This window comes from Micromonospora sp. SD19, from assembly GCF_054462275.1.
Map to the genome: position 1 here is coordinate 663634 of NZ_JBTLMN010000003.1, position 23932 is coordinate 687565.

The window sequence follows — 23932 nt, forward strand, 5'->3', positions numbered from 1 at the left end:
CCGCCGGTTCCGGTGCGCGACTTAGCAGCCGGACCGACAAGCTTGCACTGGTCGGCCAAAGGGTAACGAGCGCGGGTACCGACCGACCGCGGTACGCGGTACCGACCGACCGCGGGGTACTGGTACCGACCGACCGCGGTACGCGGTACCGGCCGACCACGGGGTACTGGTACCAACCGACCGACCGCGGTACGCGGTACCGGCCGACCACGGGGTGCTGGTACCGACCGACCGACCGCGGTACGCGGTACCGACCGACCGCGGGGTACTGGTACCGACCGCGGTACGCGGTACCGGCCGACCACGGGGTGCTGGTACCGACCGACCGACCGACCGCGGTACGCGGTACCGACCGACCGCGGGGTACTGGTACCGACCGACCGACCGCGCTACGGGTACGACCAGCTGCGGTACGGGCACTGACCGACCGAGTGGTGGGCGGTACCGACCGGCTGGGTGTCGACTGCGCGCAAGGTCTGGGTACCGACCGGGTATCAGGGCACCGGGATCTGTCTCGCCGAGTAGGAATCATCGGGACGAGGCCAAGACTGGCACTGCGGGCAACGATTGTCTTCGTGTTGCCGGGCATTGTCTCCGCACGCGTGAGCTTGGGCTTGCTCTGTCGCCCACGGTGAAGATCAGCCGAGAGGGCGGCGGGGGCCGCTAGTCCCTAGCAGAAGTGGCCGGCGGCAGCGGCAGCGGCAGCGACGGCAGTAGCGGCGAGGTCGTAGTCGTGCGGGGTGGCAGCGGCAGTGGCGGCCACCCAGTGGCAGCAGTGGTGGCAGCGGCCGCTGCCGCAGTGGCGGTGGCGGTGGCGGTGGCAGCACGGTGGCAGTGGCAACTCGGTCATGTCCCTGCGGTCAGGTCAGAACCTGCGCGGTCAGAGTCTGCGTGGTCAGGGTCAGCGTGGTCAGGGTCAGCGCGGTCAGGGTCAGCGCGGTCAGGGTCAGCGCGGTCAGGTCAGAGGGCTGTGCCCGAACACACTCGCCATCGGCGTTCTCAATGCCCTGTCGCGAGAGGGCCTCCGCGAGTAGGCAGTCAATTTCCCCTGGATCGTCGCCTACGGCACCGACGACTCGCCCGACCCATCCGTCAACGCGTCGTTGCGCCAGGGCAGGCAGGAACGAGATCGATACCTCCACTGAGGACATGACGTCAGACGAGAAGCAGGGCCAACGTCGGGGTGAGCCGGATTGCGGTAGAGGTCTTTGGGGCTATCTCGTCGGGTGGATGGGGCTGATGGGAGTCCTAGTGACTCCTTCCGCAGCAGCTCGGCACCCCGCCGGATTGATCGGTCCGCGCTCACCCCACTGACCGCACAGAACGCGGATCGATGATGCCCCGCACTAGAAGAATCTTGAAGGGTGCAATCACTGACCCTCCTTTACCTCCCGGGAGGGTTTCTAATCCGTCTCCTCCCCGGGGGTTGAACCGGCGGCCGTCGTGTCCCGGCGGACGGGACCTTCGGAGCAGTCGCTCGAGCTTGGCGGAGCCCGGACCGATGGCCCGGTCGTGCGCCTCGACCTGTGCTGGACGACGGCCTGCTGGACAGGTGAGAGCCACCGGGACTCATTGATGCATCCGCTGAAGCTAGGAGGCTTTCGTTGTGATTTATTCCTTAAGCGCCTTCCTTGGCATCGGGTGTGAGCAAGGACACAGCAAGGCTGTGGATCTTGGGGCGCCAACCTCTAGGGAGCACTGCTCCCGCGTACCGATTTGACGCGACGTGACGCTCAGTGACATCGCCCGCAGATGGAAGACGGGAGCTCTACAGCCGCTCGAGGCGCTCCCGGCCAAGATCTTCGACCAGCCAAGTGGCATCGTGGAGCTAGTCGACGGCGACGGCCTCGCCAAGGCTCGGCGGGCATAAGTGCTACGTGAGCACGATGGCGAAAGACATTGGACACGGACACCGCCGCGGCGCGGTGACCAGACGGTCCTAGACCAAGACTCCCCCTGGCCTGTGGGTCAAGCGCGACACCGGCAACGGCCGGTTCCTCGACGTCAAGGTCGACGGGGAGTGCTTCAAGGGCGTCCGGAAGGAGAGCTGACCATGGCGACCCGCCGTATCAGCACGACCCAGATCCGGCAGGCGGTCTTTCGGGCGCAACAGCAGCTGCGCCAGGCCAAGCGCCAGCTGCAGACCAGCGCGGCCGACGCCCGCCGGGCGGAGCGGAAGATCCGGCAGGCGATCAACCACACGCGGTGATCCCAGCCGATACGTCGAGGCCCTCACCCCCGGGGTCGGAGGTGGGGACCTCGACCGTCCTCCAAGATCGTTGCGGTAGACCGGCTCCGCGCCGGCTGCCTCCGTTGCCGGCGTCTCGGCGGGCCGGCGGGGTTGCGCCCGGGTCGCCAGCGAGCTGGCCGAGTAGTGCGCTGAGGTCGGCGACGGCGACGGCGACGACGTCGGCGGTCGGCCCGGCGGTGGGCGTGGTCATGGGGCTGGCCCCGGTGAGGCGTCGGGGGAGAGGGTCCAGTCGGCGCGGCCGGTGGGGTGCCAGTGCGCGATCGACGCGCGGATCGCTGCCGCGTAGGGCCCGTCCTGCCAGGGGGCGGTGCGGGTGAGCGCGGGTGGGGGGCCGGATGCGTAGACGACCATCCGGCCACGGGGCAGGGCGTGCAGGTCAGAGACGTCGAGGATGCGCTGGCGGCGGGTGGCGTGGGAGACCGACCTGGCCCCACCCGGATCCGCTGCTGCTGGTCGACCGGGTGGTGACGTCGTGCTCGCCGATTAGCTTTGACAGCTCTTCCAGTCAGTCCGGGTTGGCGACGCCGCCGCCGTACGTTCGTACGTTCGCCGCCGACCAGAGCTTGCGCATGCCCTCGCGTCCCCACACGTCGACGCCCTGGGGGTAGGACTGCAGGATGGTGATGATCGGCAGGCCGTGGGCGCCGTAGTAGGAGTAGAGGTTGGGCAGTTGCCGCAGGCGGCAGATGTTGCGGCCTCGTCGAGGATGCTCAGCAGCGGCGGGTCCAGGCGGCGTCCGGCTGAGGCGCGGGCGCGCAGCTCGCCGACGCGTGGGACGGCGTCGGTGAGGGCTGCGACCAGCGGGGCGGGGAGCCGGGGCCGCCCTGGCAGAGCAGGTACAGCACGTCGGTGCTGACCACGAACGCGGCCGGGTCGAACTCGAGGACCCCGCCAAGGGTCGGTGGGGTCACCCATGCGGTGACGACGGGCTCGGTGAGGCACATGAGCATCTTCTGGGCGCCGGCGTAGATGCCGCCGCGGATCTTGTCGGGCATGTTGACCACGCCGGAGACCGGGTCGGCCGGCAGCGCGAAGCCGTGCTCGCGCAGCAGCATGGCCGGTTCGTCGTCACGGGGGCTGACCGCCCACCGGTACCCGGTGAGGATGTCCCGGCCGGAACAGGCGGCGGCCAGCAGCAGGTTGACCACCAGTTCCTCGCTGGAGGGGTCGATGAAGGCGTCGCGGCTGACGCCGGGCTCGCGTTCGACAGCGGCGAAGTGCTCGCCGAGGCGGCGGGCATCGGTGATGGTGGACACCGCCCGCAGGGGAATGAACCACATGCCCTGGTCGGCGCCGAGGATGTGCTGCGGGTCGAACGCCCACACCGTGCCGCGTTCGGTGCGCAGATCGCGGGTGGCGTCGACGATGTCACCCTTGACGCTGATGACCAGCGTGGGCCCGGGGCAGCGGCGATCGCGGGGATGGCCCGGCCGCTGTCGGCAGGCCCTTGGGCCGACAAGGCGAACGCAAGAGCGAACGGAGCCTACCTGCGCGGACACAGGAAGCCTTCCGAGGGCGAACACCATAGTGACCCTTATGTATCCGCTTCCGTGGGTCTGGCGGTGAGCTTTGCGACGGCAGACTCAAGCTCTGGCCGACGCCCTCGGTGTCGTGCCGACGATGTCTCCCGGGCGGTCACATTGGCTGCTTGCAGGTCCCGGCGGCGCTCGCTACCCGGCTGAGCAGGGTGTTCACAGAGGACCGGAACCCTTTTGAAGATCACGTTTGAGCCCCGATCGTGAACCGGGGCCCGACTGACCATTGACGGTTAGTGGATCTTCCGCTCTGCTGTGCGCGGGCAGGACGCCCGGATCGGAGACACGACCATGGAATCCACGGCACCGGGACCGGTACCTGTTGCGCCGCAGGGACGGCACCGACTACGGATGTGGTTGGTTGCCGCGCTCACTGGGGTGCTGGCCGCCGGGGCCGCCGGGGTGACGATTGGGCGAGCCGGCGCCACCCGCTCAGCGGCGCTGGCCAAGGTCGCCGCCCCGGTCACAGCCCGGGAACTCTTTGCCGGACTGCCCGGTCGGCTGTCGCCGCCGGCCACCCCGACAGCCCTGCCCGATGATCGGGCCGTGGGACGGGGAGCCCTGCTCTACCAGATCAATGACCCCGATGCCCTCGACATGACCGGCGCGTTGCCTCGGTGGCCGATGTACTTGGTGACCGCCTCCGGTGAACAATTCAGCGTCGGGCTAGCAGACATCGTGAGGGCCAGTCATGCACTTTCGCCGGACGGGCGGTGGTTCGCCCAGCGCCGAGACGAGCAGTGGTGGATCCGTGACCTGACCGGGACCGCGGAACGGGCGGTCCCGCCTGGGTACGAGTTGCGTCAGTGGTCAACCGATGGGCGATCGTTGCTGCTTGGGCAACCTTCCGGTGCCGATGAGGCGTACGCGGCGTTCACCCTGCCCGGTGGGGAGGTGCGTCCACTGGCGTTACGCGGGACGTCGGGCCGCAAGATGTTGGCATTCATCGGTGGGCGTGAGCTCGCCACCGTAGAGGTCAAGGTCGGTTTGAACGCGAGCCCGCGCCGCCAGCTCACCATCGCGATTCAGGACGTTAACGGCGGTAGTGCCCGCTCGGTGTCGCTGGACACAACCCATCAGGTCGGCCCCGGAGATATCCGCAACGCATTCGCCCCGCTCGTACGCGGTGGCGGCGATCCGCCGACGGCGTGGGCTTTGGTGACCCCGCAGGAGGATGTCCCGGCGGGCAAGCCGGCGGGGAAGCCGGCGGTGCCCCCAATGACGTTGGTAGGGGTGGATTTGCGCTCCGGTCTATCGTCCGGCCGGATTGACCTTGTGGTGCTCCGGGGTGGCAAGGCTGAGACTTTCCTCGGTCTGGCCGGTACCGAGGTCATCCTTCAAGACTTGGCAGTGGGTGCCGGTGAGCTGGTCGCCGTCAATCCGGTCACCGGCAGGCGTCGGGTGCTTACATCGCTGCCTCACCGTACGCGGGTGATCCTCCCCGGCGGCTAAGGGCCAGTGAGGAGCCAGTGGTCGCGTCGGGTGCTGGACTCTATGGCCGGCTTGCGTTCGATGCTTCGGCTAGGGTCGATGACACGCCCTGGATTGCGCCACGGATGAGGTGACAGTTATGGCACGGTCGGTGCAGATCCGCATCTATACGATCCATGCGGGGCTGCTGGATGAGTGGGTGGACAGGTGGCAGCGTTTGGTTGTCCCGCTGCGCCGTGATCTCGGTTTCGAGATCCATGGGTCGTGGAAGGACCGCGCGCGGAATCAGCACGTCTGGGTGATCTCCCACGAGGGCCCCGAGCCGTTCGATGAGGCCAACGCCGCCTACTGGGCCTCCGAGCGTCGTAAGACGCTCGGTTTGGACCCGGACGATTACCTGGTCGAGGAGGAGACCCGCGAGGTCGAGCAGACGCTATAAGTTGGCGTCTACGGGTAGTAGGTGTGCCTGCCGTTCGTCGGCGGTGAGCGTGCGGAACACCCGTGAGCGTGCGACTGAGGTCAGCTCGGTCAGGTTGACCGAGTCCGGCCAGACGCGGGCAGTGCCGTCCGCTGAGCCAGTCACGACCTGCCGCCCGTCCGGCAGCCATGCGAGGCTGGTCACGCCGTCGCGGTGCACGCCGATCACCTCACCGTGGTCGTCGTCCGCGCTGCCCCAGACCCGTACGGTGCGGTCGTCGGAGCTGGATGCGAGACGCTGGCCGTCCGGTGCCCAGGCCACTGCGCGGACGCGCTTGTCGTGGCCGGTCAGCACCCGCGGGTGGTCGGTGCCGGTGAGGTCCCAGACCCGGATGGTCCAGTCGGCGGAGCAGGTGGCAAGCCGGCGCTCGTCGGGTGCCCAGCTGATCGCGTCGACGTAGTTCTGGTGGCCGGAGTGAACGGTGCTGTCGCCGGGGTGTTCGATGTCCCAGACGCGCACGGTTCGGTCGTCGGAGCCGGAGGCAAGGTAGCGGCCGCTCGGCGACCAGGCCAGCGCTCCTACCCAATCGGCGTGTCCACGCAGGACGCCGGCGGAACTGCGTGTCCGGACGTCCCAGACTCGTACGGAATTGTCCTTGCAGCCTGCTGCCAACCGGGACCCGTCCGGTGACCAGGCCAGCGATTCGACCTCAGCCCCGAGGCGTACGGCGCCGTCGCCGCCGGCTAGGTGGGCCGAGCCGTCGCGCAGGCCCACGGCGATCACGTCGGCTGTCGGTGAGCAGGCAAGGGCCACGATTGGCTCTGGCCACCTCGTCACGGCGGCGGTGCCGTCCGGCTGCCAGGTTCGTACGGTGCCGTCTGCGCCACCGGTGACGATCCTCGCCGTCCGGTCCAGCGCGAGCGCGGTGACCGGTCCGTCGTGTCCGGCGAGGAGCCGTTGTTCAGCGCCACGCGGCTGGATCATCCATAGCCGGGCGGTGCCGTCACCGGAGCCGCTAAATACCCGCCGCCCGTCCGGGGACAGCGCGACGGACCAGGCGACCTGGGAGTGCCCGCGTAGCTCGGCTACCTCGCGCAACCTGCGGATGTCCCAGACGCGGATGCTGCCGTCGCCGCTGGCGAATACGACGGTGCGCCCGTCGGGGGACCAGGCGACCGACCAGACGGGTGATCCCTGACCGCCGATGACGTGTCGGGTCTCACCGGTCGCCAGATCCCAGATTCGTACCGTGTGGTCACCGGACCCGGTGACGAGCTGACTGCCGTCGGGGGACCAGGCAACGGCCTCGACAAAGTCACCGTGCCCCGTCAGCCTTTGCTCCGCTGTAGCTGAAGTGATGTCCCAGACGATGACCGATCGGTCGTGGGAGGCGGAGGCCAACCGGCGGGAGTCGGGGGAGAATCGCAGGCCCCACACGTCCCCTTCGTGGCCGACCAGATGAGCGGCAACCTTCCAGGTGGCGGTGTCCCAGACTTGGACCGTTCGGTCCCGGCTCGACCCGGCGAGGCGGGAGCCGTCGGGTGACCAGGTGATACCACGTGCCACGTCTCCGCATGGCAATACCGCGACTGTGTCCGCCGTTGCCACGTCCCACACCCGGACCGTGCCGTCCCGGGAGGCGGTAGCGAGCCGGGTGGCGTCGGGTGACCAGTCGACGGCGTCCACCATGCCGGTGTGTCCGCGTAGCACCCGGACGACGGTGCCAGTGGCGGCGTGCCAGATCCGTGCGGTGCCGTCTCTGGACGCGGTTGACAGGTGCGCGCCGTCCGGTGAGCAGGCGACTCCGCGGACGGCGTCGGTGTGTCCGGCGAGTACTGCTTCGGTGTGGCTGAACGCCAACGCTGCCATCAGGGCCCGGCGGGCGACCGGCGTTGGTGAGCACTCCTGCAGGGCGGCCGCGGTCAGCAGTACCGCGAACTCCGGGTAGCGGTCGACGTTGCCGAGCGCGAACTGACCGATCGTCTCCGACACCCGGTGCAGGAACGCGGTGTCCCGGCTGCGGGAGGCGTTCACCAGGGCACGCGCGGTAGGGCTGTCCTGGCCGGCCGACTCCATCGCTTCCAGCCACTGCCCGGCCAACGCGAGTCGTTCTCCGGTGAGCAGGTAGTCGGCGCTGCGCCCGGCGTGGACCCAGTCCGCTGCCCACCGTTCCAGCTCGGTACGCCGGCGCAGTTGCTCCGCCCGCGCTTCGACCTGCTGGCGCAGCGGCGCCCATCGGCGGAACAACGCCTCGTGCGCGACCTGCGCGCACGGCTGACCGTCGATCACGTCGATGCTCAAAAGCCGAGCATCGGTGAAGACGGCAATCACCCGACGCTGATCATTGGACAGGTCCCGCAACGGCACCCGGCGTCGAGTCGGTTCAGTGCCCTCCATCGCTACCAGACGGAGCAGGGTGTCCAGGACGTCTTCGGTGCTGCTCTCGCGCCGCACGTCCGCCATGACGCTGTCGGCCTGGCGACTCAGTGCCCCCGCGACGCCACCGAGTGCCTGGTACGCCTCGCGGGTAGCCGTCTGCCCCGGGCCGGCCGCCCGGTGCAGCTCCTGAAGCAGATACGCCAGCAGCGGCAACGCGTCTGGTGTAGCGGTGTCGGCGACGATCTGGTCGACGAGGCCGTTCTCGAAGCGCATTCCGGCGAGCTGGGCGGGCTGCTCCACAACCGTGACGAGATCTGCCCGCCGCATGGTCCCGAGCGCGACCGGGCTAGCGAACAGCTCCGGGCGCGGCCCGGCAAGGAGATCGGCGAGGAACTCGACGCGGAGCGTCGCGACAACCCAGAGCCTCCGGTCGGTGTCGAGCGCCATCGCGATCTGCTCGAGGAACGTCGCCTGTTCAGCAGGGCTGGACAGGGTTACCAGTTCCTCGAGCTGGTCGAGAATCAGCAGAACGCGCCCGCGCCGGTGGCCTTCTCGAGCCCGCCAGGCGGTCAGATGACGGGCGAGGCTGTCCGGGCGGGACCGCACTTCCCGCAGCGCCGAGGCTCGGTCGACAGCACCCAGTGTGACCGCAAGGTCCGCGAGGACACCGAGCGGTTCGCCTGCCGGCGTGACCGGTGGCAACACCTGCCACCGTCCCACTCGCAGCCGGGGAACCACGCCAGCGTGCACCAGTGAGGACTTGCCGCTGCCGGAGGCACCGGTGACACAGACGAAACGGTCGGACCCGTCCGGACCCAGCTCATGCAGGCGTCGCACCAGCTCAGTGACCTGCTCCTCCCGACCGAAGAACACCGACGCGTCCTGCTCCGTAAAGGCAGACAGCCCGGGATAGGGGCTCTGATCCGGCCGCCACACGGGCCGCGGACTACGAGGCGCCTGCCACCACAGCACCAGGCCGTTACCGACGATCAGCACCACCAGCAGGACGATCAGCGCCGGACCGGCGACCTGACGGATCCCGGCGGTCAGCGGTGAGGTGTCGGCATTGGCGAAGAAGTTCGCCGCGATCTCCAGCAGAACGGCGATGATGAGCAGCGACAGTTGAAGGGCAATGGGTGGACGTCGACTCGGCCGCACCAGCCCTCCCAGCGATGGTCCCCGATGGGTTTACCGTAGCGGCTATGCGCCCGCCCCGCGTATCACGGCTGGGTAGTGCGGACCGCGTTAGCGACGAGAGCCAGGCGTCAACCAGGGCTTCTCGGTGGCTTGTCACCTGACGAGCACTGCATCTGCGCCGAACATCGCGGCGACACGGTCCAAACAGTCCCCGATCGACCTGCGCCGCCAGGAGCTGGGCGAACAGTCATCAACATGTGATGCCGTACTTCGCCTACGCGGAACAGGCAGCCGGCCAGGCTGTGTCGAGCCGACTCGGCTCGTGCCTGCACGCCAGTCGCAGAACGCTTCAAATTTTCCTGGCTGCTTACCCGCCCCTTCACAAACATGCCCTTCGATGTCCACGATCGGGGGAGACGGTAGTCGTCCACCCACTGCCCAGGAGGCCCCTATGCGGGTAACCCCAGTCTCTGCCCGTTCCCCACGCGTCACGCGCCACGCCGCCGCGGTCGTCCTCGCCGCCGTTGCCGCCTTGGTCGGCGTCAGCGCACAGCCCGCGTCCGCCACACCTCCCGGGATCCCCTCGAAAGCGACGGCCCAGTCGCAGCTCAACGCCTTGACCGTGGCGACACAAGGCTCAACGAGCGGCTACTCGCGGGACCTGTTCCCGCACTGGATAACTGTCAGTGGTAGCTGCAACACCCGCGAGCAGGTCCTCAAGCGCGACGGCACCTCCGTCGTCGTCGACAGCGCCTGCGCTGCCACCTCGGGTCGCTGGTACAGCCCGTACGACGGCGCCACGTGGACGGCAGCCTCCGACGTCGACATCGACCACGTCGTGCCCTTGGCCGAGGCGTGGCGTTCTGGCGCCAGCTCGTGGACGACGAGCCGGCGGCAGAGCTTCGCCAACGACCTCACCCGCCCTCAGCTGATCGCGGTGACGGACAACGTCAACCAGTCCAAGGGTGATCAGGACCCGTCCACCTGGCAGCCACCTCTGTCGTCGTATCGGTGCACCTATAGCAAGATGTGGATCACCGTGAAGTACAGCTGGGGCTTGACGCTGCAGTCGTCGGAGAAGTCCGCCCTGCAGAGCATGCTCAACACTTGCAGCTCCTGACCGCGATCCTGGCTTGCGGTCCGCCGCCCCTGCAGGTTTGTGGACCGCAAGCCAGAAGCTATGCCTGCTGTGGTGGGTGGTTGTCGCCGGACTGCTTGCGTCACTGGCCGCCTGAGTCGGCGGCGAGGAGGCGCTTGACCATGGCGAGGGCCTCGCCTTCGGTGTCGAACTCCCACCGAAGCACACGGCCGGTGTCGGTGTCCCCGGGTCGGGCGGTGACCTTCCACCGGGCCTCGCTGGTGAGCCACACATCTCGGCGGCCCAGGCGTCCCTAGATCCCGTTCCACCAGCGAGCCACGATGCCCTCCACCAACCTGTCGAACGAGTGTTTGATTCGCTGTTGGTCTTGGGTGGCGATGTGGTCGGGCCGGAATTATGCCGTTCTGTGCTCGGTGCTGATCGGTGATCTGGTGGCCGCAGGAGGCACGGGCGGCTCCGGATTTGGTGGGTTGGCAGACCGTGCCCATCTCACTGGTCCTCAACTGGAGGCCCGTCGTCCTGGAAGGTCGGCACGTCGTCCGTGTCGTCATAACGGAACTGGCGGTGCTGCACCTCGGGGTTGGGCTGGTCGATCCACGGACTCGCTGCCTCGGAAGAGCGGCTTCGGACAACCTTCGGCGGCCCTGTGGATTGGGCGGTGCTCAGGCGTATGTGTGGTGGGGCGGTGCGTAGCCGACGCGCCCGGAGCCCGACGCATCCGCCATATGGTGGCTTGAACTCGACTGGGTTGATGAATGTTGGTTGATCGCCGCAGGCCGAAGGTAACCGATGGGCCCGGTGGACCTTGGACGAGGTGGACCGGTGACTGACGGGATATACCAGCACCACAACGAGTTCGACTACCGCTACATCTATCTGGCGTACCTCACAGCTGGCGCCCCGTGGCGGACCGTGACGCTGGTGCGGATTCGGCTGGCCTCTGCTGGCTGTGAGTGATTGACAGGTGACGTGAATGTGATCCTCATGTTTGACTATGGACATGGGGCCGGGGGAAGCACGGTTGTCGATCGATTGCGGCAGCGCCGGCACCCAAGCCGTCCTGGGGTGGGCCGACGGCAGGACGCACGTGCTGTCATTCGACGGGAATCCACCCCTAAACAGCGCGTCGTCTTTGCCGACGAGCGGACAGGCGGCGGGGCGGCCCGCGGTGTTCATTCCGGGGCCGCGCCGTCCGGTGGAGGACGCGACGGCAGGTGACGCTGGCGGCGACGCGCTGGAGGCGGCGGCGTCGCCGCTGCGCCGTGCGGCCGCCGAAGCCGAGCGGGTCGTCGGTCAGCCGGTGCGGGATGTGCGGGTGGTGGTCCCGGCGGGGTGGGGGCCCCGGCGGCGGACCTGGATGCGGCAGGTCGCGCACCGGGCGGGGTTGCCGCAACCGCGTCTGGTGGAGGCTCCGGTGGCGGTCGCCGAGTATCTGCTCGCCACTGGTGTGCGGGTGCCGGTCGGTGCGTTCCTGGTCATCTGTGATATCGGGGCGGGCGCGGAGGTGACGGTGCTGCGCCGCGGGCCGGCCGGGTTCGAGGTCCTCGCGACCCTCGCCGACGCGGCGGCTGGCGGCACGGCAATCGATCACGCGCTCGCCGACGCCCTCATCGGCGCGTCGACGACAGAGGGTCAGCACGCGTCGGTGAGGGACAGCGTTCGAGTGGCCAAGGAAGCGTTGGTGAGCCATCCGGCTGTCACGGTTCCGCTCCCGGACCGACCGCCGGTAATCGCGAACAGCGCGATGCTCGACGAAGCCGTCCGGCCGGTGGCGTCGCGCGTGGCGCAGTTGACGCAGGAGACAGTCGCCGCCGCTGAGCTCACGGTCGACGACCTCGCCGGCATCTACTGTGTGGGCGGCAGCGCCCAGTTACCGCACCTGGCGGCGGCGATCGCCGAGCACACCGGCGCTGCACCCATAGTTGTGCCCGAGCCGGCGCTGGTCGCGGCCCGGGGCGCCGCTGACGTCGGCGCCGTCGATACCGGAACGGTCGAGCGGGTGGAGGTGCCGGTGCCGCCCGTGCGGCGGGCGGCGGCGATCGCGGTGCCCGGCTTCGCGTCGCTGGCACTGATCTGGCAATGCCTGCTGACCGCCGAGGAGCATGGTGTGCTCGGGGTGTACCACTCGGTGAGTGTGAACTGGGGCGAGTTCACGATGGCGGCCGTGATGGCTCTGCTGGCGTGCCTGGCCGCGGGCACGGTCCTCGGCTCGCTGATCGCCGCCCGCAGCCCCACCCCCGGCACCCGAACCGAAGGGGGAAGGGTCAGCGTCGGGATCCTCGCCGCGGTGTCCCTCGGCGCGGCGATCGCCGGCCTGTACGCGGTGGTCACCAGCCAATACTTCGGTATGCCCGTCGGCCCGTACCTGAAGTGGGCGCTGTGGCCGATCGCCCCGGTGTCGGTAATGGCCGTGGCGATGGCGATCGTCGCCGCCCGGCAGTGGCGTACCCCGCACGGCGGCTGGTCGGCGTTGCTGGCCGCGCCGACCGGATCCATCGTCGCCGCCACACTCGGCATGGGGTTGATCCAGTACTCGTTGACCGCCGACCGGTGGCCGGACCGAATCCTGTGGATCGACATCGCCGGCCGCGTCGGCGGTTTCCTCCTCGGCGTCGCCGTCGTCATGGCGGTGGTGACACCGTTGATGTTCCGCCTCATCCTCGCCGCCCCGGTGTCGGTGATCTGCGCGGCGATAGTCAGTAGACGGGCCGCCGGCATGCTCGGCGTCATCTACGCCATCGCCGTCGCGACCTGGTGGGCTACCCGGCTCTGGAGCCGAATCCTGCGCCCCGCCCCACCCACTCCCACGGGCCCGGTTCGGGCGGACATGTCACCGGGTGGAGGCGGGTGACATGCGGTGGCCGCGGCAGCTGATGTCGCTGCTGTTCGTCCTCACCCTTCTGGCCGGCCCACCGATCGTGCTGCTGTCCTTGATCGGAGCACCCCTACAAGGTTGGCCGACCGCCGCGCAGGCACGGGAGTGGGTGCAGAACCCGCTGACCGAACAGACCCTCACCGCCGCGCTGACCATCGCGGCCTGGCTGGTGTGGCTCCTACTCGCCTACACGGTCACGATCCGAGTGCTGGCACGCCTAAGCGCGACCGTGTCGTGGCTGCGGCGCATGCCGCTACCGACACCCTGGCAGGCCACCGCTGGTGGCATCGCCGGCGCCGCCGTCCTCGGCGTCAGCTCCCACGCGATCACCGCACCGCCACCGCCGCCCGCACAGCCGGCAACGGCAGGAGCCCTGGATGAGACTGGTAAGCCGACGCCACCAGTCGGCGACGTCCTGGCCGACGCGGGCATCAATGTTGCCGGTGGCTGGCTGCCGCGTGAGGCAGCGGAGCAGGTCAGCGCGGCGGCGGCGCTGGTGTGGCTCCGTCGCCGTCGCTCCTACCGGCCCCGCCCGCCCGGTCCGTCGAGCCGCGAGGACACGGACCTGGCGCCGCTGCCCCCGACAGTGGTGGCAGTACAAGCCGCCCTCGCCGACTCGACGCCACCGCCTACCGAACCCGGCGGCGCCTCGGCGGGCTCGTCGATGTTCGACCGGCCAAGCGATGGTGGCGCTTTCCCCCGAGATGGGGTCGGTCTCACTGGGCTGGGGGCGCAGGACGCAGCGCGAGGACTGCTCGTCACCAGCCTCCTAGCCGGGCATCATCACCCGGCAGTGTCCGTGGTCGTCACCCGACCTGTCCTGGCCGGGTTGCTCGGCCCCACCGCCGAAGCGCTGGGCCCGCGCCTGCCAGGGCTGGCCGTCATCGACAACGTCAGTCAGGCAGCAGGGTTCTTCTCCGGAGACCACCCTGGTCGTGGCCTGGGCGGACGAGACCAGACACAATCAGACACGCAGGAGGGCGCGGGCCCACCCGGACCAACCCTCATCGTCGATGCTGCCTCCGCGACGCAGGACGCCGACATCCTGGCGACTCTGGCCATCACCTCCGCCGCGGTGGCCGTGCTCGGACGGTGGCCGGTCGGCCAGACATGGCGGGTCGACCCATTGGGGCACACCCATCACCGAAACAGCAGCGAGACACCCGGGCCACGGATGTGCGTCCTCACCCAGGTCACGGCCACCGACCTGCTCACCGTCATCGCCCACCCCGACCCGGCACTGCCAGAGCCTCGCACCTCCGGCCCGTCGCGCAACCCCGCCCTGGCAGGCAGGTCGCCGCAGGGGGAGGCCACTACCCAGGACCACCCCGCCCGCTACAGCCACGGCAAACGACGCCTTCAGCTGCGCGTGCTGGGCGAACCGACACTGCTGCTGGACGGCCACCCGGTGGAGATCCGCCGTACCGCCGCGCTCCAAGTCCTCGTGTTCCTCGCCGCCCACCCCGACGGAGCCGACACCCGACAGCTGACTGGCGCCATCTGGCCGGGCCTGCCCCGCCGCTCTCTCACCGGCCGCCTCTACACCACCCTCAGCGACCTCCGCACCACCATCCGCTCCACCGCCGGGGTGGCCATCATCGAGCACAGCGACGACCGATACCGCCTCGACCCCACCGGCGTCACCGTCGACCTGTGGCACTTCCACCACGCGGTCCGCGACGCCACCACCACCGTCACCACCGACGCCACGGCCTGGAAGGCCGTCATCGACGCCTACCCCGATGACCTCGCCGCCCGACGGACCTGGCCCTGGCTCGACCCAATCCGCGAGGCCACCCGCCGCCGCGTCATCGACGCACACGCGGCTCTCGCCAGCGCCAGCACCGAAGCCCGCCAAGCCCTCGCATGGCTGCAGGCCGGCATCCGCATCGACCCGTACAACGCCGACCTGCACACCCGCGCGGTCACCGCACTCATCACCCTCGGCGACCACAACGCGGCGGATCATCTGCGGAAGGATTACGCCCGCCGTCTCGCCGCAGCGGGCATCCTTCCCACCGACACGGCTCTCACGACAGCCACCCGCAGGGACCATCCCGCCATCCCCACCCGGTAACGCCGCCCGCTCCGAGCGCACGGGCAACCCAGTTCGGGAAAGTGCGAACTGTGCTGCCCCGTGCGCTTCCGGCTCCGTTTCCCCGCTCCGGCTTCCCCGTACTCGGTCCCAGACAACCAGTTCGTCTTCCTGGCAGAAGCCGCGTCCAAGCCTCAGCAGACGCCGCCGATCGCACCGTCTCGACTCCTACCGACTGCCTGTGAGCTGGGGTTGTGAGGTCGCGTGAGGTCGTGTGAGGTCCTGTCAGCCCGCGGAACCGCATCGACTTCTGCCGCTCGCCCTACGGTCGATTCGCGGCCACCGTTTCACGGCGCCGCCAAGCCGGCTCGGCGTCCGGAGCCCGCACACAGCAGCAAGGGAGGGGCGATGAGGTCCAGGGTCGCTTCGGCCGCTCACACGTCGGCGGTCACGTTGCTGGTCGTCGCTGTGCCGGTCACGCTCGTCCACGTCGGCAAGTGGCCACGCCCGCAGCGCTCCTGGACGACCCTGCTCCACGGCTGGGTCGAGGAGCCCCTCAGCGGCGGCTTCCTCGCCGGAATCGCCTACCTCGCTGCATGGCTGCTGTGGGCAATGCTCGCCGCCGCCATCACGGCCCGCTTGTACGCCCAGGCCGCCCGGATGTCACGGCGACTGCCACGACTGCACATGCCCGGGCCGCTGCAGGGCATCACGGCGGCTGTCCTGGGAGCAACCGCCGTCAGCACAGCGGCCACCGCGACGCCCGCCCACGCCAACGCGGCCACCACCACCACCACCGCGGAGACGACCCACGCACCGCAGGGCCCAGCAGTCACCGAGCGCGCCCACGCCGACGACCAGAAGACCTCACCAACCAACGGCAAGGATCAGGCCCAGTACACCTACACGGTGCGGCGCGGCGACACGCTGTCCCGCATCGCCCAGGACCGCCTCGGCGACGCGGACCGCTGGCCCGACATCTTCACCGCCAACCGTGGCACCCGCTTCCCTCACATCGGTGGGACATTTCGCGACCCTGACCTCATCTACCCGGGCTGGACCCTGCGACTACCTCCCACGGTCGAAGCACCACGCCCGTCGCCCCGACCGGCGCCTACCCCAACGCCGAGGACATCAGCTCCCTCAGGTACGCCAAGCGGCCACACCGGAACGGACACCGACGACGGCCTCGTCGAGTCCGCCCCAACGCCCACATCTGCGCCAGCCGACCACGCATCGGCGTCGGGACCGGCTGCCACGCCCACCACTCGCACCGCCGACGACCGAACCGCCCCAATGCCGCGACCTCAACCAGGTGTGTCGCTCGGCGCGGGTAGCTGGCTCGACATGGGACTCGCCACCGCCATCCTCGCCGCAGTTGCCCTCGTTTGGGCACACCGCCGTCGCCGCTACACCCCCCAGCAACCCACCGCGCGCCCACACCTCGACGACCCGAGCGTCGAACCAATGCCAGCGGTGGTCACCCGGATCCGTCGCGGCCTACGGGCCCTGACACCGAGCGCAAAGACGATCCCTGACCCCGGCCCCGACCTCGACCCTCCGCCCGACGAACCCATCGTGGACGCTGACTCGGACCCGGCAGACGCCGCCGACGACGGGACCCCCAAGCTCCCGGCGCACGAGTCGCAGCCGCCTCTACCCGCGCCGCCTCGACCACTGATCGAGGTGTGGCCATCTGCGGGACTCGGTCTGATCGGGCCCGGAGCCGAGGCAGCGGCCCGAGGCGTGCTGGTGTCCGCCCTCGCCGGCGGCGGACCAGACGACCCCGATAGCCGCCACCACGTCGTCATCGCCTCGGACACCCTCGCCATGCTGTTAGGCACCACCACAGCCACAGTGGCGGACACCCCGCGGATGAGCGTCACCAGAGAAGTCAGCGACGCTCTGACGCTGATCGAGGAGCAGACGCTGCACCGCGCCCGCATGTGCAGCGACTACGAGGTCGACACGCTCGTCGAGCTGCGCGACCGGGACCCGACCGCCGAGCCCGTGCCGCCGACGGTGCTGATCGCCGCCCCCACCGCTGCTCACGAGCGCACCCGTATCGCCGCGCTGCTCACGCAAGGGCACCGACTCGACATCCACGGCGTCCTGCTCGGCGCCTGGCCCGATGGCGACACCATCCTCGTCGCCGAAGACGGCTCCACCAGCATCATTAAGTACGACGTGAATCAGCACAGTTGTCCTACCGCCGTCGGCCGCCTGAGCGTCATCAACCGCAACGAGGCCACCGAACTGCTGCGGCTCCTCACCGAGTCCCATATCGGCGACCCTCAACCGCCAGCACCCGCGCAGCACACACCACTCGACAGGCTGATCGGCGCCGCCCACGCGCCGAACCCCACACCCGAGAATTCTGGCGCCGCATGCCTGCAGGAGCGCCGCGACCGCGCCGGGAATGAACCGCACCCGGCGGGCGACGACCAGTCTTCCCGTACCGGCGGACGCGTCGACGTTCGAGTACTCGGCGAGGCCCGCATCGTGAACATGGACACGACCACCCCGCTACGGGCGAAAGCCCTCGAGCTGCTGGTCTACCTCGTCGTTCAGGACGGCGACGCCGCACAGGACAACATCCTCGACGACCTGCTGCCCGACGCCCCCGCGTCGAAGGCACCGCACCGCCTGCACACCTACGTATCCGCACTCCGCAAAACCCTCGCCCTCACCGGAGGACCCGCCACCTACCTCACTCACCCCTCGCGCCGCTACGCCCTCAACCGCGACGCCCTCGACACCGACCTGTGGCGCATGCGCACCGCACTGCGCGACGCCGACCTCGCCACCACCGACACCGACCGCACCGCCGCACTGCAGCGCGCCGTCGACGCCTACGACGGCACACTCGCCGACGGCTTCGACTACGAATGGATCGAGGCATACCGCGAGGGCGTCCGCCGCCAAGCCCTCGACGCGCACCTCGCCCTCGCCGCCGCTACCACCGACCCGGCACAAGCCCTGACCGTCCTGGAAGCCGCCATGCGCCACGACCCGTACGCCGAGGCCATCTACCAGCACGCGATGCGCGCCCACGCCGCACTCGGACACGTCGAGCAAATCCGCTCCCTACGCCGATCCCTCACCCTCCGCCTCGACGAAATCGACGCCGAACCCAGCGAAGACACCCTCAGACTCGCCGACCAGCTCATCGCCAACCTGCGCCGACAGAAGCCAACCGGAAAGACCGACTCTCACAACAACGGACTTCACCCATGACACCGGACCCTTCGGCAGCACCTGACGCACGTCGTGGCAGCCTGCACGATCAGCCCAACAGCGGCGGCGACGGCCCGCAGACGGCAGACTGGTACCGCAACGGCACCGCGTGGCCCCTGCGAGCAGCCGTACTCACCGGCCATCCTGGGCCCGCCCGCAGTCCTCAGGGCGGATCGGCGTACCGGCAAGCTTCGTCCCCGACGACCCTCGACGCGGTGGACGCCGACCTGGCCACAGCAGTCCGGCGCGCCGCCTGGATACGTCAGGTGTTCTACATCCTGGTGCTGCTGGTCGCCCTCGTTGGACAAGTCACCGGCGCCGTCCAAACACTCGGCGTCCCGCTGGTCGTCGCGGTCCCCGCCGTCGCGACGCTCGAACTGGGTGGCGTGGTCGTGATGGCCAACGCCGACGTGCGACGCCGCCTCGGCGAGCGGGCAATCGGATCACGCCTCCTGTCCGCCGCGATTGCCGCCGGAGCCGTCACCTTCAACGGGGCCGCTCACCCCGACCACCTAACCGGCGGCTTCTACGCGGGCATGTCCGCCCTCGGATACCTCGTTTGGCTGATGCACGCCGGCAACCAACGCCGCGACCGATTGCGCGTCACCGGGAGCCTGCCACCCACACCACCCGCCTACGAGGCGTTCGGGCACTGGATCTGCCATCCCCTCGTCACCTCCCGAGCGCGGTCCATCGCCAAAGCTGACGGCCTCGACCTGTACGAGTCCCTGATAGCGGCCCGCGCCGCGATCGCTCGCCGGCGGCGTGACGTCGCGATCGCCAAGGTGCTCCATCGTAAGATCAGAGCTGCGGTGGGCCCCACCACCGCCGACATCGCCACGCAGGTCTACGACCTGGACCAAATAGCCGCGCGCCTCGCGGACACCGCCGACTATGACGGCCTGACCACTCTGCTGAGCGCGGATCTCGCCCCCGAACGAATCGTGACGGCATACCGTGCCCGGCACCAACGTCGCTGGTCTACGCGAGAACATCTCGTCAACGCGCCACCGGCAACCCATACTGCGCCCTCCTCGCTGCCATCTCCCACCTTGTCGGAGTCAAAAACGCCAGGTTTTAGCCGGCAGGAGCCGAAACGAGCGCCAGATGAGAGCCGCGACCCGGCTCCAACGAAAGCAGCCCTGCGCAGTTTGGCGGAGGCTGCCACACTGACCCGCCCCACTCTGTACCCGCGGACGAGTCAGGCGTCGTGAGCTCCGTCGCTGGCCGAGACGACGAGGCGGGCGACTACGGGAACACTGAGGTGCCCCGGCGGACTGCAGAAGCCGTAGCCTACTGGCTCCGCAAAGAGCCAAACCTGGACCCTGAACTGCTAGCCGAGAGGATCGGCAATCGCTTCGTTCGGTCTACCGGTACTTGCCGTCGGATTACCCCCGGCGGCCCGGGGTGGCGAGGCAGAGGACTCGACGGCAGCCTGGGGCGTCGTAACGTCCATGTCGGAGCACCTGACGTTAGCGGCGACGACGGCTGGCCGATACATGCCAATAGGCCGCCAGCTGGCACAGCAACTCGCGAGTGGGCTAGCTCTCCACCCGGTCAGCTTGCTGCGGGTGCCGGCAGCACGAGGATGGCTCGCCACAGCGAGAGCCCTTTGTCCCACGGCGTCTCGGCTTCCGCCTCAGTTGACGACCGATCGTGCAGCGGGTGCGCCTTCTAACTTCGGTCAGGCTCTGAAACTGATCGCTGCTCACGCCCATGATCAGCACGACGTGGTCACTGTTCCAATCTAACGCGACTATTGTTCGCATGCATCACCTCAAGGGTAATCGCGAAGGACATAGGCTGTGCAGCCAGCCTGGTGTCCACCGATCACCCTCAGGGATGCTCCCAAGCGTGAGGGCGCCATCCTGCGTCTGGTGGATGTTCGGGCCATGTGGATGGGGCACCATCGACTGCAGTCGACACCACAGGGGGGCGCTACCGCATGAACAAGACCCATCGGGTCGTCGTGATTGCCTGCGTGGACGTAGCTGCGGCAGTTTGTGCCAACCTTGTAGCCGATGCAATCGGGCAGGCGGCCTTGGGTCGGATCCTGTTGCAGGCGATTCTCGCGGTCGGACTAACTGTGATCGTGGCTGTTCTGAAGGGTGAAACAGGTAACGAAAAGCTATCGAGCGCTGATGCGCAAGAAGCGGGTCCGACGCGCGATGCGCGCAGAAATAGTCGCCGCGAAACAATTCTTGGTCGCCCCCTCAATGCTGAGGTGCAGCCCTCCCCGCTCCCGGCTGTCACAAGACGGCCCACAGCGGTCGAACCAGCGGTCGAACCTACTGTTGCTATAAGTCAGCCTCGGTCTGACAACTCGACCCTGCGTTGGACCGCTGCGGTGGCAATTTGGGTTATAGGTATCCTCCTGGTGGGTAGCTTTCTGTATCCGTTATTTAAGGATGACCCACGACTGCTCGCCACTCTCAAAGCCGGTGATTCGCGAGTAACGGATATTTCTTTTAAGGGGAACGACACCCTTTGCAGCGTCACCAACCAGGTTCGGACATGGAACCTCAGCAACTTCGAACAGGTCTCAGCGTCAAGTCAGAATGACTGGATCGACGCTTACTTCCTCCCGCGGTGTGAACTCCTTGCCGCCATTAACAAGGATAAGTCGGTGGCGATTCGATCAACGGAAGGATCTCGCACTGCAATCCAAATCCCCGCTCAGTCCGTGCACGTTAACAGCGTCGCTTTCGATCGCAGCGGCACCAAGATTGCGACTGCAAGTCAAGGTGCCAAGGTTTGGAGTCGCGACGGCAAGTTGATCGGGGAGGCGCGTGATGAATGGAATGTAACCACAGTCGCGCTATCGCCAGATGGCCGACACCTCGTGACGGGCGGGGAGGCGAGCACTGCCTTGATGCACTCCGTGCCAGGCATGAAGGTCGAGCGCAAGCTTGAGTCGACGCAATACAACGCTACTTGGGCGCTGGCCTTTAGTGTTGACTCGAAAATTATCGCGGTGGCGGGCAAGGCCGGGGTGATCCTCCTGTTTGATGTCTCGAACGGCCGAAGGATTCAGACGTTCAACACGCAGGATGACGGGATTTGGTTTTACCGCTTGGCCTTCAGTCCGGATAGAAAGCTACTGGCCTCTGGCGACTCGAACGGTGACGTGCGCATTTGGCAAGTGAGCACGGGCGAGCAACTCGGCAAGCCGCTTGGTGGACACAAATATTCCGTGCACGCGATGAGCTTCAGCCCCGACGGAAAACTTTTTGCCTCCGGAGGAGACGAGGGTGAGGTGCGGTTGTGGGATTTGAGCAAAAGGTGAGGGGGCATTACGGGTGACAGCTCATGAGCTCTCGGAAGTTTCCAGTATGATCGGTGTCCTGAGCGTAATCGTCTTCGCCATCGCTTTCCTTGTGTTCATAAGCGGCGACGAGCGGGGCGCCCCTCTCGCGAGAGGGATTGGCGGCGTTCTGATGGCCGCAGCCGCCAGCACGTTCGCGTTCTCGGGTTGGATGTTCGCGAGTATACGAGAGTGGGAAGGCGCAGAAACGGGTGCCTATCTAATCTACCTGTTGGCCGGTTACACGACGCTTGGCGCTCTGATGTTGATGACGGGGCTCGTCGCTGAGAAGGGGGCCGCCATTGGATCGTGGATCCTGGCCTCTGCCACGCTGATGTGGATACCAGTTTGCTTGATAGGCGCGGTATAAAATCGCCGGCGCAGGGCCTGGCTTGGCTTGGCTGACAAACGCGTACGAATGACCGCAACGCTTTGGTGCAGCAGGAATCTGGAAAATTTATATGAGTTGCTGGCGGAGGTTCATCTGCCGCCGTCAGATTGGGCAGCGGGGGGCGGTCCTTGACTATCTGTGGTCGGAATCCGTCCCCCTGTATCCCGAGTCAACCGTGCCCGGCGATTGGTGTGGGTTTCAGGCCCTGGTCAGGACGTTGATGGCTGCTTGGCCGATGAGGTTGATGCAGGTGGTGGGGTCATCGACGGTGATGGTGGTGGTGTTGTCATAGACCCTGGGCGGCCAACCTTTGTTGTTCGGTGCGAGCCAGAGGACGGCGCAGCCGGTGTGGTGGAGGCGGGTGATGGTCGCTTGGCTTTCGTCGGGGTTGACGTAGTGGCCGTCGGAGACCACCACGAGCAGGCGTGAAGTGCCCGGGGTAGACAGGTGTAGGAGCCGGTCGGCTTCGGCGCACGCCTCGACGAAGCGTTCCGTGCCGGCGTCGGCGCGCATGTCGCGGACCTTGCTCGGGCGGCGGCCGGGTGGGATGAGCACGGTGATCCGGTCGCCGTAGGCGAGAGTCGCGCTGGTGGCTCCGGCGCGGGTGGCGGCGTGGGCGACGATCCACGCGGCGGAGGACATGGGCTTCGCGAAGTCCTCCATTGAGCCGGAGGCGTCGATGAGGATGCCGACGGTCAGCTCGGGGTCGGGGCTCGCACGGCGAACGGTGCGCTGCCACGGCTGGGCGGTGGGGATGCCCCCGGCCGCGCGTTGGGCGGCGAGGGTGACCGCGGCGCCGGTTCGCAGCCGTCCGGGCGGTGCGGCGCTGGGTTGGCGGGTGCGGGCGGGTTCGCGGTGGCCGGCGCGGCGCAGCAGGGCGGTGAGGCGGTTGGCGGCGTGGCGTTCGGCGTCGCGGGCGTCGCGTTCGCCCCAGGTGATCGGCGTGTCGGTGTCGACGTGGAGGCCGTGTCCGTGGGGACGGCTGCTGTCGCTTGCGGGTTCCGGGGTGTCGGCGGGGTTGTGGAGAATGGTGTCGAGGGCGCCGGAGATGGCTGCTGCGATCGCGCTGGTGGCCGCGTCGTCGGCGGGCAAGCCCGGGGTGGTGGTCGGGTCGATGCCCAGTAGGCGGCACCAGCGTTCCCCGAGTTCGATCATGCGAGTGGTGTCGGTGTCGCCGACGGTGTGGGCTTCCCGCCAGACGGCGCGCAGGCCCCGGATGAGTTTGCGGCCGAGGACCGTGGCGATGGCGCACCGGGGCGCGCGGACGTCGGCGGGGTACAGGATTCGGGCGTCGACGCGGGCTAGGAGCAGTCCGGCGGCGTAGGCAGCACTCCAAAGGGTGTCGGTAGGTGTGTCGGCGGGGTCGATGATGCTAGTGACGGCGCGGCGTAGCCACCGCCGGTCGCGGGGTCGGGTGTCGCGGTAGCGTCGTTCGATGCGTGACTCCTCGAGCAGGAGCGCGGCTTCCCGGACGACGGGCACCACGGTGGGCGGTGGGTCCCACTGGGAGTGGATGACGTGGGCGCATTCGTGCAGCAGGACGCCGTAGGCGACGGAAACCTTCGACCGGTGCCCGGGCCGGCGAGGGTCGGCGATCGCCGGGTCGGCGATGAGGTCGGCGTCGACCTGGATCTGGGCGGTGGCGGGGTAGCTGAAGCCGGGTGGGCCGCCGTCGGCCGGGGTGACGGTCACGCTGGCGTCTGGTCGGCCGGTCAGTGTCGCGGCCTGCCTGGTCCAGGCCGCTGACCACCGGCCCCATGGTGAGGTGGCCGGGGCCGGGGAGGCGGGGCTGGCTGGCGCCGGAGGGGCGCAGGTGTGCGGAGACGCTGGTCATGACGGC

At 68.4% G+C, this 23932-nt stretch carries 18 protein-coding genes; 11 read left to right on the plus strand and 7 right to left on the minus strand.

Annotation, left to right across the window (positions count from 1 at the left end; all coding sequences use genetic code 11):
* Nucleotides 1–670 precede the first annotated feature (670 nt).
* A complete protein-coding gene (locus ACX27O_RS15390; RefSeq protein ID WP_458939628.1) occupies nucleotides 671–850 on the minus strand; it encodes a hypothetical protein in 180 nt (59 codons plus the stop codon).
* A gap of 10 nt (nucleotides 851–860) precedes the next feature.
* Nucleotides 861–1151 carry a hypothetical protein gene (locus tag ACX27O_RS15395; RefSeq protein WP_458939629.1) on the minus strand — a complete coding sequence of 97 codons (291 nt, stop codon included), beginning with the start codon at nucleotides 1149–1151 and terminating at the stop codon, nucleotides 861–863.
* Nucleotides 1152–2053: 902 nt separating this feature from the next.
* On the opposite strand from ACX27O_RS15395, the gene ACX27O_RS15400 reads away from it, so the two are divergent.
* Nucleotides 2054–2209, plus strand: coding sequence for a hypothetical protein (locus ACX27O_RS15400; RefSeq protein WP_458939630.1), 156 nt, complete (start codon nucleotides 2054–2056; stop codon nucleotides 2207–2209).
* A 228-nt stretch (nucleotides 2210–2437) separates the two neighbouring features.
* Here ACX27O_RS15400 and ACX27O_RS15405 read toward each other — a convergent pair whose 3' ends face one another.
* The 3 genes from ACX27O_RS15405 to ACX27O_RS15415 all read right to left on the minus strand — a co-directional run bounded on the left by ACX27O_RS15405 (nucleotide 2438) and on the right by ACX27O_RS15415 (nucleotide 3750).
* Complete coding sequence (locus tag ACX27O_RS15405; RefSeq protein WP_458939631.1) at nucleotides 2438–2602, minus strand: hypothetical protein; 165 nt, start codon at nucleotides 2600–2602, stop codon at nucleotides 2438–2440.
* Nucleotides 2603–2756: 154 nt separating this feature from the next.
* Complete coding sequence (locus tag ACX27O_RS15410) at nucleotides 2757–2939, minus strand: TraM recognition domain-containing protein (RefSeq protein ID WP_458939669.1); 183 nt, start codon at nucleotides 2937–2939, stop codon at nucleotides 2757–2759.
* 22 nt (nucleotides 2940–2961) lie between these two features.
* Nucleotides 2962–3750, minus strand: coding sequence for a hypothetical protein (locus ACX27O_RS15415; RefSeq protein WP_458939632.1), 789 nt, complete (start codon nucleotides 3748–3750; stop codon nucleotides 2962–2964).
* Nucleotides 3751–4137: 387 nt separating this feature from the next.
* Between ACX27O_RS15415 and ACX27O_RS15420 the strand changes: the two genes are divergently transcribed.
* Together ACX27O_RS15420 and ACX27O_RS15425 are read left to right on the plus strand one after the other, a co-directional pair.
* On the plus strand, nucleotides 4138–5238 hold the full coding sequence (locus ACX27O_RS15420; RefSeq protein ID WP_458939633.1) for a TolB-like translocation protein: 1101 nt from the start codon (nucleotides 4138–4140) through the stop codon (nucleotides 5236–5238).
* Between the two features lie 118 nt (nucleotides 5239–5356).
* On the plus strand, nucleotides 5357–5656 hold the full coding sequence (locus ACX27O_RS15425) for an NIPSNAP family containing protein (protein WP_458939634.1): 300 nt from the start codon (nucleotides 5357–5359) through the stop codon (nucleotides 5654–5656).
* Here the strand turns inward: ACX27O_RS15425 and ACX27O_RS15430 are convergent.
* Nucleotides 5651–9172, minus strand: a complete 3522-nt coding sequence (locus ACX27O_RS15430) for an nSTAND1 domain-containing NTPase (RefSeq protein ID WP_458939635.1) — start codon at nucleotides 9170–9172, stop codon at nucleotides 5651–5653. The two genes, ACX27O_RS15425 and ACX27O_RS15430, sit on opposite strands and share 6 nt — an antisense overlap.
* Nucleotides 9173–9602: 430 nt before the next feature.
* Here ACX27O_RS15430 and ACX27O_RS15435 point away from each other — a divergent pair, with 430 nt between their 5' ends.
* From ACX27O_RS15435 to ACX27O_RS15470, 8 genes are all read left to right on the plus strand, one after another.
* A complete protein-coding gene (locus ACX27O_RS15435) occupies nucleotides 9603–10271 on the plus strand; it encodes an HNH endonuclease family protein (protein WP_458939636.1) in 669 nt (222 codons plus the stop codon).
* An 801-nt stretch (nucleotides 10272–11072) separates the two neighbouring features.
* The gene (locus ACX27O_RS15440) at nucleotides 11073–11207 is read left to right on the plus strand and encodes a hypothetical protein (protein ID WP_458939637.1); all 135 of its coding nucleotides are present in this window, start codon (nucleotides 11073–11075) and stop codon (nucleotides 11205–11207) included.
* 211 nt (nucleotides 11208–11418) lie between these two features.
* Nucleotides 11419–13101 carry an Hsp70 family protein gene (locus ACX27O_RS15445; protein ID WP_458939638.1) on the plus strand — a complete coding sequence of 561 codons (1683 nt, stop codon included), beginning with the start codon at nucleotides 11419–11421 and terminating at the stop codon, nucleotides 13099–13101.
* 1 nt (nucleotide 13102) lies between these two features.
* Nucleotides 13103–15202: an AfsR/SARP family transcriptional regulator gene (locus ACX27O_RS15450; RefSeq protein WP_458939639.1), complete on the plus strand. Its 2100-nt coding sequence runs from the start codon at nucleotides 13103–13105 to the stop codon at nucleotides 15200–15202.
* 1710 nt (nucleotides 15203–16912) lie between these two features.
* Nucleotides 16913–18397 carry an AfsR/SARP family transcriptional regulator gene (locus tag ACX27O_RS15455; RefSeq protein ID WP_458939640.1) on the plus strand — a complete coding sequence of 495 codons (1485 nt, stop codon included), beginning with the start codon at nucleotides 16913–16915 and terminating at the stop codon, nucleotides 18395–18397.
* A gap of 215 nt (nucleotides 18398–18612) precedes the next feature.
* Nucleotides 18613–19611, plus strand: coding sequence for a hypothetical protein (locus ACX27O_RS15460; RefSeq protein ID WP_458939641.1), 999 nt, complete (start codon nucleotides 18613–18615; stop codon nucleotides 19609–19611).
* 731 nt (nucleotides 19612–20342) lie between these two features.
* Nucleotides 20343–21683, plus strand: a complete 1341-nt coding sequence (locus ACX27O_RS15465) for a WD40 repeat domain-containing protein (RefSeq protein WP_458939642.1) — start codon at nucleotides 20343–20345, stop codon at nucleotides 21681–21683.
* 13 nt (nucleotides 21684–21696) lie between these two features.
* Entirely contained in the window at nucleotides 21697–22071 is a 375-nt protein-coding gene (locus ACX27O_RS15470; protein WP_458939643.1) for a hypothetical protein, read from the plus strand.
* A 219-nt stretch (nucleotides 22072–22290) separates the two neighbouring features.
* Here ACX27O_RS15470 and ACX27O_RS15475 read toward each other — a convergent pair whose 3' ends face one another.
* On the minus strand, nucleotides 22291–23784 hold the full coding sequence (locus ACX27O_RS15475; RefSeq protein ID WP_458939644.1) for a VWA domain-containing protein: 1494 nt from the start codon (nucleotides 23782–23784) through the stop codon (nucleotides 22291–22293).
* Nucleotides 23785–23932: the final 148 nt, after the last annotated feature.